13 protein-coding genes are annotated in these 14320 nt (G+C 28.0%); 3 read left to right on the top strand and 10 right to left on the bottom strand.

Features of this window, described 5'->3' with window-relative positions:
- Window positions 1-84: 84 nt before the first annotated feature.
- The 5 genes from CNEONATNEC86_RS13330 to CNEONATNEC86_RS13350 all read right to left on the bottom strand — a co-directional run bounded on the left by CNEONATNEC86_RS13330 (window position 85) and on the right by CNEONATNEC86_RS13350 (window position 5058).
- The gene (locus tag CNEONATNEC86_RS13330; protein ID WP_058295668.1) at window positions 85-624 is read right to left on the bottom strand and encodes a phosphoribosyltransferase family protein; all 540 of its coding nucleotides are present in this window, start codon (window positions 622-624) and stop codon (window positions 85-87) included.
- A 23-nt stretch (window positions 625-647) separates the two neighbouring features.
- Window positions 648-1574, bottom strand: coding sequence for a ribonucleoside hydrolase RihC (gene rihC / locus CNEONATNEC86_RS13335; protein ID WP_159136185.1), 927 nt, complete (start codon window positions 1572-1574; stop codon window positions 648-650).
- A gap of 139 nt (window positions 1575-1713) precedes the next feature.
- A complete protein-coding gene (locus CNEONATNEC86_RS13340; protein WP_159136186.1) occupies window positions 1714-2820 on the bottom strand; it encodes a BMP family lipoprotein in 1107 nt (368 codons plus the stop codon).
- A gap of 599 nt (window positions 2821-3419) precedes the next feature.
- Window positions 3420-4775, bottom strand: a complete 1356-nt coding sequence (locus tag CNEONATNEC86_RS13345; RefSeq protein ID WP_159136187.1) for a PFL family protein — start codon at window positions 4773-4775, stop codon at window positions 3420-3422.
- A gap of 13 nt (window positions 4776-4788) precedes the next feature.
- On the bottom strand, window positions 4789-5058 hold the full coding sequence (locus CNEONATNEC86_RS13350; protein WP_058295672.1) for an ACT domain-containing protein: 270 nt from the start codon (window positions 5056-5058) through the stop codon (window positions 4789-4791).
- Between the two features lie 219 nt (window positions 5059-5277).
- Here CNEONATNEC86_RS13350 and CNEONATNEC86_RS13355 point away from each other — a divergent pair, with 219 nt between their 5' ends.
- Window positions 5278-5607: a hypothetical protein gene (locus CNEONATNEC86_RS13355; RefSeq protein ID WP_125149908.1), complete on the top strand. Its 330-nt coding sequence runs from the start codon at window positions 5278-5280 to the stop codon at window positions 5605-5607.
- A gap of 345 nt (window positions 5608-5952) precedes the next feature.
- Here the strand turns inward: CNEONATNEC86_RS13355 and CNEONATNEC86_RS13360 are convergent, their stop codons facing one another.
- Together CNEONATNEC86_RS13360 and CNEONATNEC86_RS13365 are read right to left on the bottom strand one after the other, a co-directional pair.
- On the bottom strand, window positions 5953-6183 hold the full coding sequence (locus tag CNEONATNEC86_RS13360) for a hypothetical protein (RefSeq protein WP_125149909.1): 231 nt from the start codon (window positions 6181-6183) through the stop codon (window positions 5953-5955).
- A 121-nt stretch (window positions 6184-6304) separates the two neighbouring features.
- Window positions 6305-6763 (bottom strand): Lrp/AsnC family transcriptional regulator, encoded by a 459-nt coding sequence (locus tag CNEONATNEC86_RS13365; RefSeq protein WP_125149910.1) that lies wholly within the window; start codon window positions 6761-6763, stop codon window positions 6305-6307.
- Window positions 6764-7342: 579 nt separating this feature from the next.
- Between CNEONATNEC86_RS13365 and CNEONATNEC86_RS13370 the strand changes: the two genes are divergently transcribed.
- Window positions 7343-8776 (top strand): aspartate ammonia-lyase, encoded by a 1434-nt coding sequence (locus CNEONATNEC86_RS13370; RefSeq protein WP_159136188.1) that lies wholly within the window; start codon window positions 7343-7345, stop codon window positions 8774-8776.
- Between the two features lie 132 nt (window positions 8777-8908).
- Here CNEONATNEC86_RS13370 and CNEONATNEC86_RS13375 read toward each other — a convergent pair whose 3' ends face one another.
- Window positions 8909-9451 carry a phosphatase PAP2 family protein gene (locus CNEONATNEC86_RS13375; RefSeq protein WP_230132135.1) on the bottom strand — a complete coding sequence of 181 codons (543 nt, stop codon included), beginning with the start codon at window positions 9449-9451 and terminating at the stop codon, window positions 8909-8911.
- Window positions 9452-9489: 38 nt separating this feature from the next.
- Complete coding sequence (locus CNEONATNEC86_RS13380) at window positions 9490-11268, bottom strand: M3 family oligoendopeptidase (protein WP_159136189.1); 1779 nt, start codon at window positions 11266-11268, stop codon at window positions 9490-9492.
- A gap of 132 nt (window positions 11269-11400) precedes the next feature.
- Here CNEONATNEC86_RS13380 and CNEONATNEC86_RS13385 point away from each other — a divergent pair, with 132 nt between their 5' ends.
- Window positions 11401-11793, top strand: a complete 393-nt coding sequence (locus tag CNEONATNEC86_RS13385) for a bacteriohemerythrin (protein ID WP_159136190.1) — start codon at window positions 11401-11403, stop codon at window positions 11791-11793.
- A gap of 238 nt (window positions 11794-12031) precedes the next feature.
- Here CNEONATNEC86_RS13385 and gshAB read toward each other — a convergent pair whose 3' ends face one another.
- Window positions 12032-14302, bottom strand: coding sequence for a bifunctional glutamate--cysteine ligase GshA/glutathione synthetase GshB (gshAB, locus tag CNEONATNEC86_RS13390; RefSeq protein ID WP_159136191.1), 2271 nt, complete (start codon window positions 14300-14302; stop codon window positions 12032-12034).
- Window positions 14303-14320 lie beyond the last annotated feature (18 nt).

The raw sequence follows: 14320 nt of genomic DNA on the forward strand, positions 1-14320 counted from the left end.
TATAGATATCTGCTTTCTAGAAAATATGATAAAAATAAAAAAATGCTAAAATAATTCCTTATTTCAGCATCTTCTCGTATTATTTTAATTATTAAAGACAGGTAAATTTCCTAAAGCAATTACATCACTGTTACTATCATCATTTCCTTCAGTAAGTATAGAAACCTTGCCTACCACTTCAGCCCCAGCTTCTTTTGTAAGCTCTTTGAGTTCATTTATAGATTCACCAGTAGATACAACATCATCAACTAAAAGCACTTTTTTACCTTTTAAGTATTCTACATCAATTCCATCTAAACATAAAATTTGTTCATCTTTAGTAGTTATGGATTTCACTTTTCTAACTATAGGATTTTGCATATATGATTTAATTGACTTTCTTGCAACTATGTATTTTGGCATATCCATAATTCTTGCAAGCTCCTGTGCAAGTGGAATTCCTTTAGCTTCTGCTGTCACAAAAATATCAGCCTCTGGTAGTTTTTCTTTTAGTTCTTTTGCAGCTGCACAAATAAGTTCTGTATCTCCAAGAACTACAAAAGAAGCTATTGATATTTCATCATTTATTTTTATAACTGGCAATTCTCGTTTAACTCCTGCCACTTCAATTGAATAATGCTTCAAATTAATCTCCCCAATCCATATATCTATATATTAATATTATTAAATAAATCTAATATCCACTTTCTAAGTCTTACTACATCTATCTTAGTGCAAAACTCAGCATTTTTTTCTTTACTATACTTGCCATCAAAATCAACTATCATAAATCCTTTTGTGTATTCACCATCAACTTCTATATCTATAAAAGCTTCTTTACTTTCAAACAAATCCGGATTATCTAAGTATGCAATTGTTGTTAAGTCATGCATTTGAAGATCTCCATTTTCTATACTTCCATCTCTATAATGTTTAAATAATGAATAACACATTTCTCCAGCTTTATTCATATTCTTTAATTCATTTATAGTAGGCACATCTAATGTTGCAGTAGATGTTACATCTAATCCACAAACAACTATCTTTATGCCTGCTTTAAAAACAATTTTAGCTGCTTCAGGATCTGCATATATATTAAATTCAGCAGCTGGAGTAACGTTTCCCCTACCTGATGATCCACCCATTACGACTATTTTTTCAATATTTTCTTTCACTTCTGGGTAAGCAAGAAATAGTGTAGCTACATTAGTTAAAGGACCTATTGTAACTAATGTAATTTTTTCATCACTTTCTTGAATTATTTCACGCATAGCTTCTACAGAATTCTTTTCATATACAGACCTTTTTGGACTTTTGAAGTCATAACCATCCATTCCGCTTTCACCATGAATATGCTCTGCATGCTCACATTCTTTTATTAATGGTCTTGAAGCACCTTTTGAAACTTTAATATCCTTATTAAAAAACTCTACTAATTTTAATGCATTGTTTGTTGTATTTTCAATTCCAACATTTCCTGACACTGTAGATATTAATTTTATGTCTAATCTATCACATGCAAAAGCTGCAGCAAGCGCTACTGCATCATCAATTCCTGGATCTGTATCAATTATTACAGGTATTTTTTTAATCATAAATTTCCTCCTAAAAATAAAAAGCCTTTTTCTTAAATCTAATTATACTATTAACCATATAATTAACAATTGACAACGCACACAAAATGAATGTTGTGCATTGTCAATCTAATTATCAGCTATTATATTAACTTTTATATTATTTTATTAAGTTACCTTGTTCTCCTGAAACCTTAATTTCACCTGCTTTAAGTTTTTCTTGAACTTCGCTTACAACTTTTATTGTTTCATCACTAAGATTTGGATTTTCAGCTGGAATTCCTACGCCATCATTTGTTACGTCAAATGTTAAACTTTCTCCCCCTGGGAATTTACCTTCTTTATATGCCTTAGCCATATCGAAAGTTGCTGTATCCACTTTCTTAATTGCTGATGTTAAAACTATTGATTTACCATCCTCATAAACACCATCATTGTATTGGTCAGAATCAACACCAATTACCCAAACTTCTTCTCCACCATTAGCTCTAGTTTTAGCTTCAGTTATAACTCCAGCACTTACTCCACCAGCTGCTGCAAATATTGCTTTAACACCTCTGTCATACATCTGAGCTGCTATTTGAGTACCACCTGCGACATTAGTGAATGTACCCTCATAAACTACATTTTCAGGTTTTATTGTCGTATTAGTTCCTAAATTTTCATTAGCATATGCAACACCTTGTTGGAATCCCCAGTTAAATCTTTGAACATTAGGGTTTTCCATTCCGCCTATAAATCCAAGATTCCCTTCTTTTAATTGTACTGCTGCTGCAACACCAACTAAGAACCCTGCTTCATGCTCTGAAAACATAATAGAAACTGTATTTTCTCCTACCAAGTAATTTCCATTACCATCATTTGGAGCTCCATCTATAAGTACAAATTTAGCGTCTTTATATTTCTCTTGAGCCTTATATATTGCTGTTTCAAATTTAAATCCCGGTGTTACCATAAATTTAACTCCAGCATCATAAAGATTACCAAACTCTTTTAAATAATCTGCTTCTGTCTCACCAACAGGCTTTAAATATTTGATTTCAGCTCCTAATTCTTCTTTAGCTCTTTCAAGGCCTTCCCAAGTTCCTTGGTTAAATGATTTATCATCTATTGAACCTGTATCAGTAACCATACCTAATTTTACAGAATTAGATGTATCTGATGACTTGTCTCCTTGAGAAGTATTACTATTTGTGCTTCCACATCCTGCAAATAAAGATATAGCTAATACTGATGTAGCTATTAGTGATAAAAGTCTTTTTTTCATTGGTTTTCCTCCTAAAAATTAAAAATCTGCTTTAATGTTAACAATGAATTTTCCCTTTGCTTTTCGAACTTTTATTATTTTTTTATTTATATAGTTCGTGTTTCTCGAATTTATTATATTTTATACCAGTTTTTTTGTCAAGTTTTGATAAAATATTTTTATAAAGTATTCATATATTGGTTTTAGTTAATATCTTTTCTATAATTTAACTATATATGTACGAATATTAAATGTAATCTCATTTCTATAATCTAACTATGCGTATACCAATATTAAATGTAATTTTATATATACTACTTTTATCACTTTTATTAAAGAACTATTGGCCATAACAAAACTTTAAAAAGTAATATATAACTATCATATATATCCCTACATCTGCAATTCATAAAAAAAATCTATAAGTTGACTAATTCTTTAGGCATTCTTTTTCTAATTTTAGGAAAAGGATTAAGCAACTTATTATGAAAATTAACCAAGAATATACATTTTTGAATAACAAAAATAAGCATAAACTGTACACATATACAATTTATGCTTATTCATAATTTAATTAATGCTATATTTAATGTTTATATCTATGTAATATATACTACATTTTAGTTTTTAAATGAATGTATTGGAGCTGGAATTCTTCCACCTCTTGCTGTAAATAATTCTGACGACTTACCATTTACCTTCATAACAGGTGCTCTACCTAAAAGTCCTCCAAATTCAACCATATCTCCAATAACACATCCTGGAGCTGGTATAATTCTTACAGCTGTAGTTTTATTGTTTATAACTCCTATTGCAGCTTCATCTGCAATCATTGCTGAAATTGTAGATGCTGGTGTATCTCCTGGAATTGCAATCATATCAAGTCCAACTGAACATACACAAGTCATCCCTTCTAACTTTTCTAAGTTTAATGATCCACTTATAACTGCATCTATCATACCGGCATCTTCTGATACTGGAATGAATGCACCACTAAGACCACCAACATGGCTACAAGCCATAACACCACCTTTTTTAACTGCATCATTAAGCATAGCAAGGGCTGCTATAGTACCATGTGTTCCAACTTGTTCAAGTCCTATCTCTTCTAATATTTCTGCAACAGAATCTCCAACTGCTGGTGTTGGTGCCAGTGATAGATCAACTATCCCAAAAGGAACTCCAAGTCTTCTTGAAGCTTCATTTGCAACAAGTTCTCCCATTCTAGTAACCTTAAATGCTGTCTTTTTAATCATTTCTGCAACAGCATCAAAAGATTGTCCTCTAACTTGTTCAAGGGCTCTTTTAACAACTCCTGGTCCACTAACCCCAACGTTTATTATTTTTTCTGCTTCTCCTACACCGTGGAAAGCTCCTGCCATAAATGGATTATCTTCAACAGCATTTGCAAATACGACTAGCTTTGCACATCCAAAACCATGCTGATCTTTAGTAAGTTCTGCTGTTCTTTTAATAATTTCTCCCATGTCTCTTACAGCATTCATATTTATTCCTGATTTTGTGCAGCCTACATTTACAGATGCACATACTTTATTTGTAGTAACTAATGCTTCAGGAATTGAATCAATTAAAATCTTATCACCTTTAGTACATCCTTTTTGAACTAAAGCTGAAAATCCCCCCAAAAAGTCTATTCCAAGTGTTTCTGCTGCCCTATCTAAAGTTTGAGCAAATTTAACATAACTTGTATCATTACTTGCTCCTGCAACTATTGACATAGGTGTTATTGAAACTCTTTTATTTACTATTGGAATACCAAATTCAGTTTCAATTTCACGCCCTACTTTAACTAAGTTTTCAGCAGACTTAGTAATTTTATCATATATCTTCGTTCTAGCTTTTTCTCCATCACTGTCTATACAATCAAGTAATGATATACCCATTGTTATAGTTCTTACGTCAAGCTTTTCTTCCTCAATCATTTTTATTGTTTCTAATATGTTGTTAGTATTCATTATAGCCCTCCTATTATAGTGAATGCATTGATTTAAAGATTTCTTCTTTTTGAACCTTTACTTCAACCCCAAGTCTTTCACCCTCAGCATTTAATCCTGCCTTAACTTCTTCGAAGCTTACATTCATTTCCTTAATATCAAGTACCATAATCATTGTAAAGAATCCTTGCATTATAGTTTGATTAACATCTAGAATATTTATTTTATATTCTAACATTTTATTGCTGATACCTGCTATAATACCAACTTTATCTTCTCCAATTACTGTTAATATTGCCTTCATGCCTATCGCTCCATTTCTTTATTTATTATGTAATAATACATTTATTCTATAATTTATATGTTATTTTGTCAATTTTCACCTTATATTATAAAGACTATTCTTTATTGTATTTTTCATGTAATATTTCTTCATAGTGTGATTATTATAATATATGTAATAAAACTTTATTAAAATGTACATAATAAAATATATCTTTCAATTAAAAAGGTAGTGATAATTTTGGCATACAATGCTGACATTTTAGAATCAATAACTAAATTATCAATAGAATTTAATAATAAATTAGATAATTTATATTTTGAATTAAATAGTGTTAAACAAAGCATCTCAGTTTTAAATAATAAACTTTCAGATACAGCTGCATCCATAGATAACACCATAAATAAAATTAACAATATTATAAAAGATACAGACGAATTTAATAAATCAAATCTTTCTCCACAAGAACTTTATATGCTCTCTAGCGATTTAAAATTTTTAGTTCATAAAATGCAAGAAAGTGAAAAATATTTATTTGATCTAAAATATTTTAATGAACACCATAAATAAATTGCGTAAAATCAGAATTTAGTGAGAAATAATCGAAATTGAATATAATTTAAAAAGTCCTGTGATTCCCAATAAATAAGCAAATTCTTAAGAATTTATATTCCGATATTTATAAATTCATAAAATTATACCTTTTAAAAAATGATAAAATATGAACTTTTAAATCTTTAACATGTATAAATAATTGCTTCTTAATTTAAAAATATATTTATTTACAACAATAATGTTGATACTATAAATTTAGATAAAATAAAGAAATAAAGCTCTTATGTGTAGCAAGCGAGCCACACATAAGAGCTTTATTTCAGTTTTTATCCACCAAACTCAGTACGTCCTTTATTTATGTTAATCCCATTCTATAATTAATATTTTTAATTCGCCCTCTTTTAAAGATACTTTATATCCATTTGTAATAAGCCAAGCTGCTAAATCAGTAATCATATTCTTTCTTACTTCATCCCTTTTGCTTATTGCAAAGACTGCGGAAACTTTATTTAAACCTGCTTGTTTACTTTGTTCTATGTTTCTTAAAATAATGTTTTTATTTTCATTTAGGTTCTCTTCATATTCCCCCACCAAATTACCTCCTGTTAAATTTCTAACACTAAATATATCTATTCATTAGTTTAATTACTATATATTATGATTTAGAAATTTAACATATAACTAAAAAAATTATTTTTTATTGGATTAATCTTTATTTTACAAAGTATTCTTCATCTTTACTTAAGTTAATTCCTCTGTGTTCTACTGCCGTTGAAAATACAATTTGTGTTTCTGTGTTTCCGAACTTTTGTATTTCATTAATAAATGCATCTAGTTCTTCTGTTGTATGATATGCCACCTTAATAAGCATAGAATATTTTCCTGTAACGCAGTTACATTCCAGTACATTTGGACATGATTTTATAAATGGATAGAAATCTGTTTTTTGTTTCGGTGACACTTCTAAATTAATAAATGCTTTTATATTATATCCTAGTTTAATTGGATTAATATTCGCTGTATATCCAGTTATAATTCCAGCTTCTTGTAGCTTTTCTATACGTGATGACACTGCTGGTGTAGATAAGAATACCTCTTCTGCTAAGTGTTTGAGCGGAAAACGTGCATTCTTTTGTAATAATTCAATAATCTTTAAATCAATTTTGTCCATGATTAATTCCCCCCTTTTTAATAAAAAAAGCGCATCAATATAAACTATTGATACGCGTCTTTGCGAAATATAAAATTGTGTTTAATGTTCAGATTTAATTTTATAAATAACTTTTCAAAACTTATTTATAAAAATTAACTTTGACACTGTTCTATATTTATATAATAAAGTCTTTACACATTTTTTTCAAGTTTTTTTTACTTATTTATAAAAAAATTAACAGCAATGATTTTTATATAATCCATAACAAATCTATCAAATCTTTATTTTATTAAATGAAATTCCTTAGTTACCATATATATCAGATATATTTTATTTCTATTTTTAAGCAATATCGAATATTAACTATTATTTTAGTATCAATATTCGTTTTTATATTCTAAAGTTATTTTATTTTTTATTTAAAATTATTAAAGTTTATTAAATTATTTTTATGGTTTTATTCATAATTACCTTGAATATATTTACATCAATTTCAAACAATGCTAATCTTCAATTGTCAGATGAAAACAAAATAAATTATTAATTTTTATTTAGATTTAAGAAAATATAAATATTAGTTAGAAAAGAGGATTTATTATGAAAATAAGAAAAGAATATGATTCAATAGGTAGTTTGAATGTCCCAGAAAATGCTTATTATGGAGTTCAATCATTAAGAGCAAGTAAAAATTTTTCTATAACCAATAAAAGACTGCATCCAAAATTTATAATAAGCCTTGCAGAAATAAAAAAAGCTTGTGCCATAACAAACAGAAATGCTAGTCTTCTAGACTCCTCATTAGCAACTGCAATTATAAATGCATGTGATGAAATAATAAGCGGAAAACTTCATGATGAATTTATTGTAGATGCAATTCAAGGAGGTGCCGGAACATCTTCAAACATGAATGCAAATGAAGTTATAGCAAATCGTGCAATTGAACTCCTTGGCGGCTGCAAAGGTGATTATTCAATTATTCATCCAAATGATCATGTGAATATGGCTCAATCTACTAATGATGTTTTTCCAACGGCTGGTAAACTCACAGTTTTAAAATTACTTCCAGATGCAATAAATGAACTTCAACGTTTATATAATGCTTTAGAATTAAAATCCTTGGAATTTAATAATATAATTAAAATGGGGCGTACTCAACTTCAAGATGCTGTTCCAATAAGACTTGGTCAATCATTTCATGCTTTTGCATCAGTTATCAAGCGTGATATTAACAGGCTTACAAAAGCCAAAGAAGAAATGCTTATAGTTAATATTGGTGCTACAGCCATTGGAACTTCAATAAATGTAAGTTCTGAATATTTATATAATATAGAAAATAACTTGAAGAAAGTAACTAGTTTAGATATAAGACAAGCATCTGATTTAATTGATGCAACTCAAAATCTTGATGGATTTGTAAGTGTCTCAGGAATATTAAAGACTTGCGCTGTTGATCTTTCTAAAATAGCCAATGATTTAAGATTATTATCAAGCGGTCCTAAGACTGGAATTGGCGAAATTTCTTTGCCAGCAATGCAAAATGGTTCATCAATTATGCCAGGTAAAATAAATCCTGTTATTCCAGAGGTAGTATCACAAGTTGCTTTCAATATAATAGGAAACGACTTTACAATTACAATGGCAGCTGAATCTGGACAATTAGAATTAAATGCATTTGAACCAGTATTATTCTACAACTTATTTGAATCAATAGAAACATTAACAAATGCTGTAATGACTTTTGTAGATAATTGCGTTTCTGGAATTACCGCTAATGAAGATCGATGTAAGGAACTTTTAGAAATCAGTGTTGGAATTACTACTGCACTTTGTCCTTACATTGGTTATAAGGAATCTTCTCATATTGCAAAAACTGCATTAAAAACTGGAAAGACAGTTAAAGAAATTGTTCTTGAAGAGGAGCTTTTAACAAAAGATCAAATTGAAGAAATATTAGATCCAGTGTCAATGACACAAGTAAAAATATCTTCTGCAGAAAAAGCTATTACAGTAGAAGAAAAATACGCCATATAATGAAGTTGTATTTTAAAGTATTTAGTTACTTTAAAATACCCCTCTAATTAATAAATTGAGGCTATATTAAAACTGACTAATCATTTTAATATAGCCTCAAATTAATATAACTTCAAAAATTTATAAATCAACTTAATTTATTTTACTTTGTATCATATTATATAAATAAATTGATAGTGTTCCTAATATGATCCCTATAATAGCCCCACTTGCCACATCTGACGGATAATGTACATATAAGTATAATCTTGAGAATCCTATTAATGTACTTAAAATAACTGCACATATTCCAGCCTTTTTATTCATATAGTAAAGAACTACAGCAGGCGCAAAAGAACACATGGTGTGTCCAGATGGAAACGAATAATCTAAAGGTTCTTTTATAAGAAGTCCATCAATTAATGGCTTAGAATTAAACGGTCTTATTCTTGCAACTAATGGCTTTAATGTTAAATTACCAACTATAGCGCATAACAATAATGCTATAAACAACATTATTCCATACTTTCTATATCTTTTACTTATCAAAAGACATATACCTATAATAATCCATATTATTGACATGTTTCCAAGAGAAGTTATAAAAACCATGATCTTATCTAATAATGTATTCTTAATGTTTTCCTGTATAAAATTTAAAATAGAAAAATCTATTCGCGTTATGGCATCAAACAAACAATATCACTCTTTCTTATATTCTAGTATGCATAAGTCTAATTTCCATTAACCTCTGTAAGACTTATAAATTTTTCTATGTCATTTTCAATTGTTTTTAATGAAGATCTCCAGAAATCTATATTATTTATATTAATATTCATAGATTTCGCTACATCTTCTAAATTATTCTTTCCAGTAATTGAAAGTAACTTTTCATAATCTGAAGAAAAACTACTTCCTTTTTTTAAGTATTCTGCATATAATCCTCTAGCAAATAATAATCCAAATGCATACGGAAAATTATAATAATTATAATCAGCATCATAATAATGCGGTTTCCATGCCCACATATATGGATGTAAATAATTATTATCAAGACCATCTCCATAAGCTTCTTTTTGAGCTTTAATCATAAGTTCTTTTATTTCTTCAACAGTTAAAGAACTTTCCTTTCTCTTATGAAAAACTGACTTTTCAAATAAAAATCTTGAATATATATCTACTATAACTTGCGTACAATCACTTATTTCTGTTTCCAAAATTGTAAGCGCTTCTTCTTTAGTTGCCTCTTTTAATGCTGCTTTTTTTATTATTGTTTCGCAAAATGTTGAAGCTGTTTCAGCTATTGGCATTGGGTAATCGGAGTTTAATGTACTTTCATCATTTAAACATTCCCCATGAAAACCATGACCAAGCTCATGAGCAAGCGTAACAACATCACCAAAATTTCCTCCAAAGTTAAGTAAAAATCTGCTTTCCTTTAAGAAATGTATGTTTTCACAAAAAGCACCACCAACTTTTCCTTCCTTCGGCATAACATCTATCCAGCTATTATAAATAGCTTTATGTGCAAAATCTCCCAAATTATCACTAAAGGTTCTAAAATTCTTTTCTACAAATTTACATGCTTCTTCATAACTAAACTTCATATCAGCTTTACTAACTGGTGCATATAAATCATAAAAAGGTAATCCATTCTTATATCCTAAAACTTCACCTTTTCTTCTTAAATACTTTCTAAATATAGGTAGATTTTCTTTAATGGCATCAAGCATTGCATTTAATGATTGTTCACTTAAACGAGATTGTTTTAAAGTCATGTAAAGTGGTGATTCATATCCACGTAAATTAGAAATTGCGATTACTTCTCCTTTTATACCATTTAAAGCAGCTGCAACACCTTCTTCAACTTTTTTATATGATGCTATTTCAGCTTCATATGCTTTTTTTCTAATTTCTTCATTATCATCATAAGCCATGTTTAAAACAACTGTTAAAGGAAGACTTTCCTTTTTTCCGTCTTTATCAATATCCACCATTAAATTAGATATTAAATTATCCTTTAGCTTTGACCACGCATTAGATCCAGTGTTTTTCATACTTGCAATTATTTTTTCTTCTCTATTGGTAAGTAAATACTTACTTTCTTCAACTATTTCCTTTAAAATATATTCATGTTCTTTAAGTAATTCTGATTTGTTAATAAGGTCATCTATATTTTTTATATTACTAATATATCTCTTTATCTTTGTCTCACTTTCAACAATTTCAGTTAATTCATTATCTAATATATCACTATACTTTAATGCTTCGGTGTTCTTTGTATTTACGCTTAAGCTCAAGTTTATATATATGCTTAATTTATATGATAAATCTTTAAATGTAGTAAACTTCTTTATATAACTTTCAAGATTATCTATATCACTGTACTTTTCTAATTCACAGCTATAATCATTTATTTCATTTATCATATCCTTTAATTTTAGTATATCTTTTTTGAACTCATCACATTCAAATGATGTATAAAGTTCTTTTAAACTCCAATTTAAATTCATTTTTATTCCTCCAATTTTATATTTTTTAAATTATTTGATTACTATAATTTGCTTACAAAAATTTTCTATATTGTATATTTATTATTATAATTATATAATATAGAAAACACTGTTAAAGAGGGGGCTTATTCTATGTATGAAATGAAAGATGAATTTAAAACAAATATTGAAATTATTGATCAGCAACACGAAAAACTATTTGAAATAACTAATGAAGCTTACATGCTACTAACTAATAATTTTAAACTCGATAAATATGACGAAATATTGGGCATCCTTGAATCTTTAAAGGATTATACACAATTTCATTTTGAAACTGAAGAAAAATATATGGCGAGTATAAATTATAAAAGGCTATTTAGTCATAAAATAGAGCATGATTCTTTCATAAATAAACTAGAGAATCTTGACTTAACTCATATTGATTCAAATCAAGATGTCTCAATTAAAGAACTATTGCAATTTCTTAATGACTGGCTAATAGATCATATACTTCAAAATGATAAACTTATTGGGGAATCTTAGTTTTATATTCTTTATGCTATACGTAGCAAATCAATAAGTAAATTTAAACTATTACTATTTCTTAACTTTTTTATTTTTAACCCTTTACTTTTACAATATACCAGATAAAATGTTTTAAAGAACAAACTTCATAAAAGAACTGGGATTTATAAATCTCAAATCCTTGATGTTTTAAATACCAGTTTCGATCAAAATATAATAATTACATCAAATCCTTATATAAGAGTTACATAAACAACTAAATAAATCCTAGTAACTCTAATATCTTCTCACCTATATTTCTCTCTTTCCCTTTGTAAGGATAACAATGAATATGAATTGCAGGATTAAAATTTAATTCTATTATCCCATAATTAGAATCTTCTTTTCTATAATCTTCGATTATCATATCAACACCACATATTTTTGCTCCTACTTTTTGTGCTGCCTGAACTGCTATTTTCTTATATTTATCTAAAATATCATCTGTAAAATCTATGCTATCTCCACCTGTGCTTATATTAGAATTTTCTCTCAAGTATACAATTTCCTCTTTCTTAGGAATATAGTCAAAGTTTTTATTTTGCAGTCTTAAAAAGGTCTTTTCAATATCACCTAAATTTATTTTTTCAAGCGGTGTTCTGTATTTATATCCCCTCAAAGAATCTTTATTTTTTTCTTCAACTAGTTCTTTTATATTATGAATTCCATCACCTTTAACATTAGCTGGCACTCTATGAAGTATTCCACAGACTTCATCACCTATCACTAAAAATCTAAATTCCATTCCCTTTATAAATTCTTCTACAAGAACAGTATTATCACTAGAAAATGCTATTTTTAAAGCTTTAATTATATCATCTTTATTACTGCCTTCTTTGAAAATACTTATTCCAATACCAAAATTAGTTGACTTAGGTTTTATAACTATAGGTTTATTTATAAAGTTATCTAAATTGTCTAATGCCTCATTCATAGAATGGAATTCATATCCACTTGGCACTTCTATATTATTATCTTTTAGAACCTTTTTGGTTACACTTTTATTTTCCATAATAAGAACTGTAACATAATTATCCTTTGAGGTTTTTGTAGCTTGTTTTACATACTCTCTTCTTCCATCAAACTCTAAAGATATAAAATTTTCAGCCCTATCAATAACCCGAGCCAAAATCCCCTTCTTTATTGCTTCCTTCATTAATATCTGAGTAGACAACTCTAAATCTTCATATCCCTCTAAGTTAAATCTTTTTTCAAAAGCTTCATGTTTATACATTTCTGATAATATCATGTTTGAATTTATATATCCTTTTTCTTTAATGTTTTGCTTTATTTTATAAGCTGTAGTATTTTTATGGTTTAAAATTTTATTATATATTTCTTTTAATACTTGCTCTTTACCTAAACCTAAAATTGAATTCATATTTGATATTTCATCTAATATCTCTAATGCATAATTCTCTTTAGTAATGTCTTTTCCGTTCTTTTTAAGAATTATATTGTTCATTCCAAACAAACTTATCTTATCAGCATTTTCCAATGCCTCTTCCTGCCAAAGATCATATTGTTCTTCATCTTTTATAAGTACAAACAAATTAAATAATTGTAGAAAATATAAATCATCTAGACTTATTCCACTCTTTTCAAATGGATTTATATCTATACTTCTAAATTCCAAATAATTTATTCCATCATGTTCCAATGAATTTAATAAATTCTTTTCATCCTTTGCCTTAAGCCTTATAGACGAATATAATTCCTTATAACTGCGAATATATTGATCATTTATATATGATTTTAAACTATTTACATACGCATTAACACTATCATAACTTGGATATAAATTTTCTTTATTTCTATATCCATATTTACTATTTCTATAAGATATTATGCTATCGCAATATTCTTCTTTTATACATGCTTCATCATCTATACTGTTTCCAAGCAAATAAATTAAGAGCCACCTATATCTTATAAAATTTCTTGCAACCTTTAAATAAATTTCATCTCTAAATTTTTTATAGTCACCGTTTATATTTAGCTTTTTTGACTCATATAATTTTTTTATTATATTTTCATCAAAAGAAAAATTATAATGAATTCCACAAATAAGCTGTTTTCTTCCTCCATATGTTTTTATAAGACTCTTTCTATATTCAGCGGCTCTCTTTCCTTCCTCACTGTCATCATAAGTTCCTATTGGTATTTCATCATTATTTTCTATTAAGCAAGGCATAGATTGTGGCCATAAATATTCATCACCAATTTCCACTGAAACAATATCATATAACATATTTAAAAAATTATGAACTTCCTTCATATTATCTAAAGGAGGAGTTACCATTTCTATCTGGCTTTCCGAAAAATCAATTGTTATATATTTATTTTTCAGTTTATTACCAAACCCTTTGGGATGTGTCTTTTTTGAAAGCTTTCCATCCTTATTTACTCTTAATGTTTCCCTTTCTATGCCATACTTTCCTTTTAATAATTCCCCACTTTTAAATAAATCTTTTAATATTTCTATCATTAAATTTACACCTCCTCA

The organism is Clostridium neonatale (genome assembly GCF_900465025.1).
Classification (GTDB): domain Bacteria; phylum Bacillota; class Clostridia; order Clostridiales; family Clostridiaceae; genus Clostridium; species Clostridium neonatale.

What these genes read in the sequence shown, in the direction of transcription:
- rihC (WP_159136185.1), bottom strand. Translation starts at nt 1,574, where the DNA reads ATGATTAAAAAAATACCTGTAATAATTGATACAGATCCAGGAATTGAT.
- CNEONATNEC86_RS13340 (WP_159136186.1), bottom strand. Translation starts at nt 2,820, where the DNA reads ATGAAAAAAAGACTTTTATCACTAATAGCTACATCAGTATTAGCTATA.
- CNEONATNEC86_RS13345 (WP_159136187.1), bottom strand. Translation starts at nt 4,775, where the DNA reads ATGAATACTAACAACATATTAGAAACAATAAAAATGATTGAGGAAGAA.
- CNEONATNEC86_RS13350 (WP_058295672.1), bottom strand. Translation starts at nt 5,058, where the DNA reads ATGAAGGCAATATTAACAGTAATTGGAGAAGATAAAGTTGGTATTATA.
- CNEONATNEC86_RS13365 (WP_125149910.1), bottom strand. Translation starts at nt 6,763, where the DNA reads ATGGACAAAATTGATTTAAAGATTATTGAATTATTACAAAAGAATGCA.
- CNEONATNEC86_RS13370 (WP_159136188.1), top strand. Translation starts at nt 7,343, where the DNA reads ATGAAAATAAGAAAAGAATATGATTCAATAGGTAGTTTGAATGTCCCA.
- CNEONATNEC86_RS13380 (WP_159136189.1), bottom strand. Translation starts at nt 11,268, where the DNA reads ATGAATTTAAATTGGAGTTTAAAAGAACTTTATACATCATTTGAATGT.
- CNEONATNEC86_RS13385 (WP_159136190.1), top strand. Translation starts at nt 11,401, where the DNA reads ATGTATGAAATGAAAGATGAATTTAAAACAAATATTGAAATTATTGAT.
- gshAB (WP_159136191.1), bottom strand. Translation starts at nt 14,302, where the DNA reads ATGATAGAAATATTAAAAGATTTATTTAAAAGTGGGGAATTATTAAAA.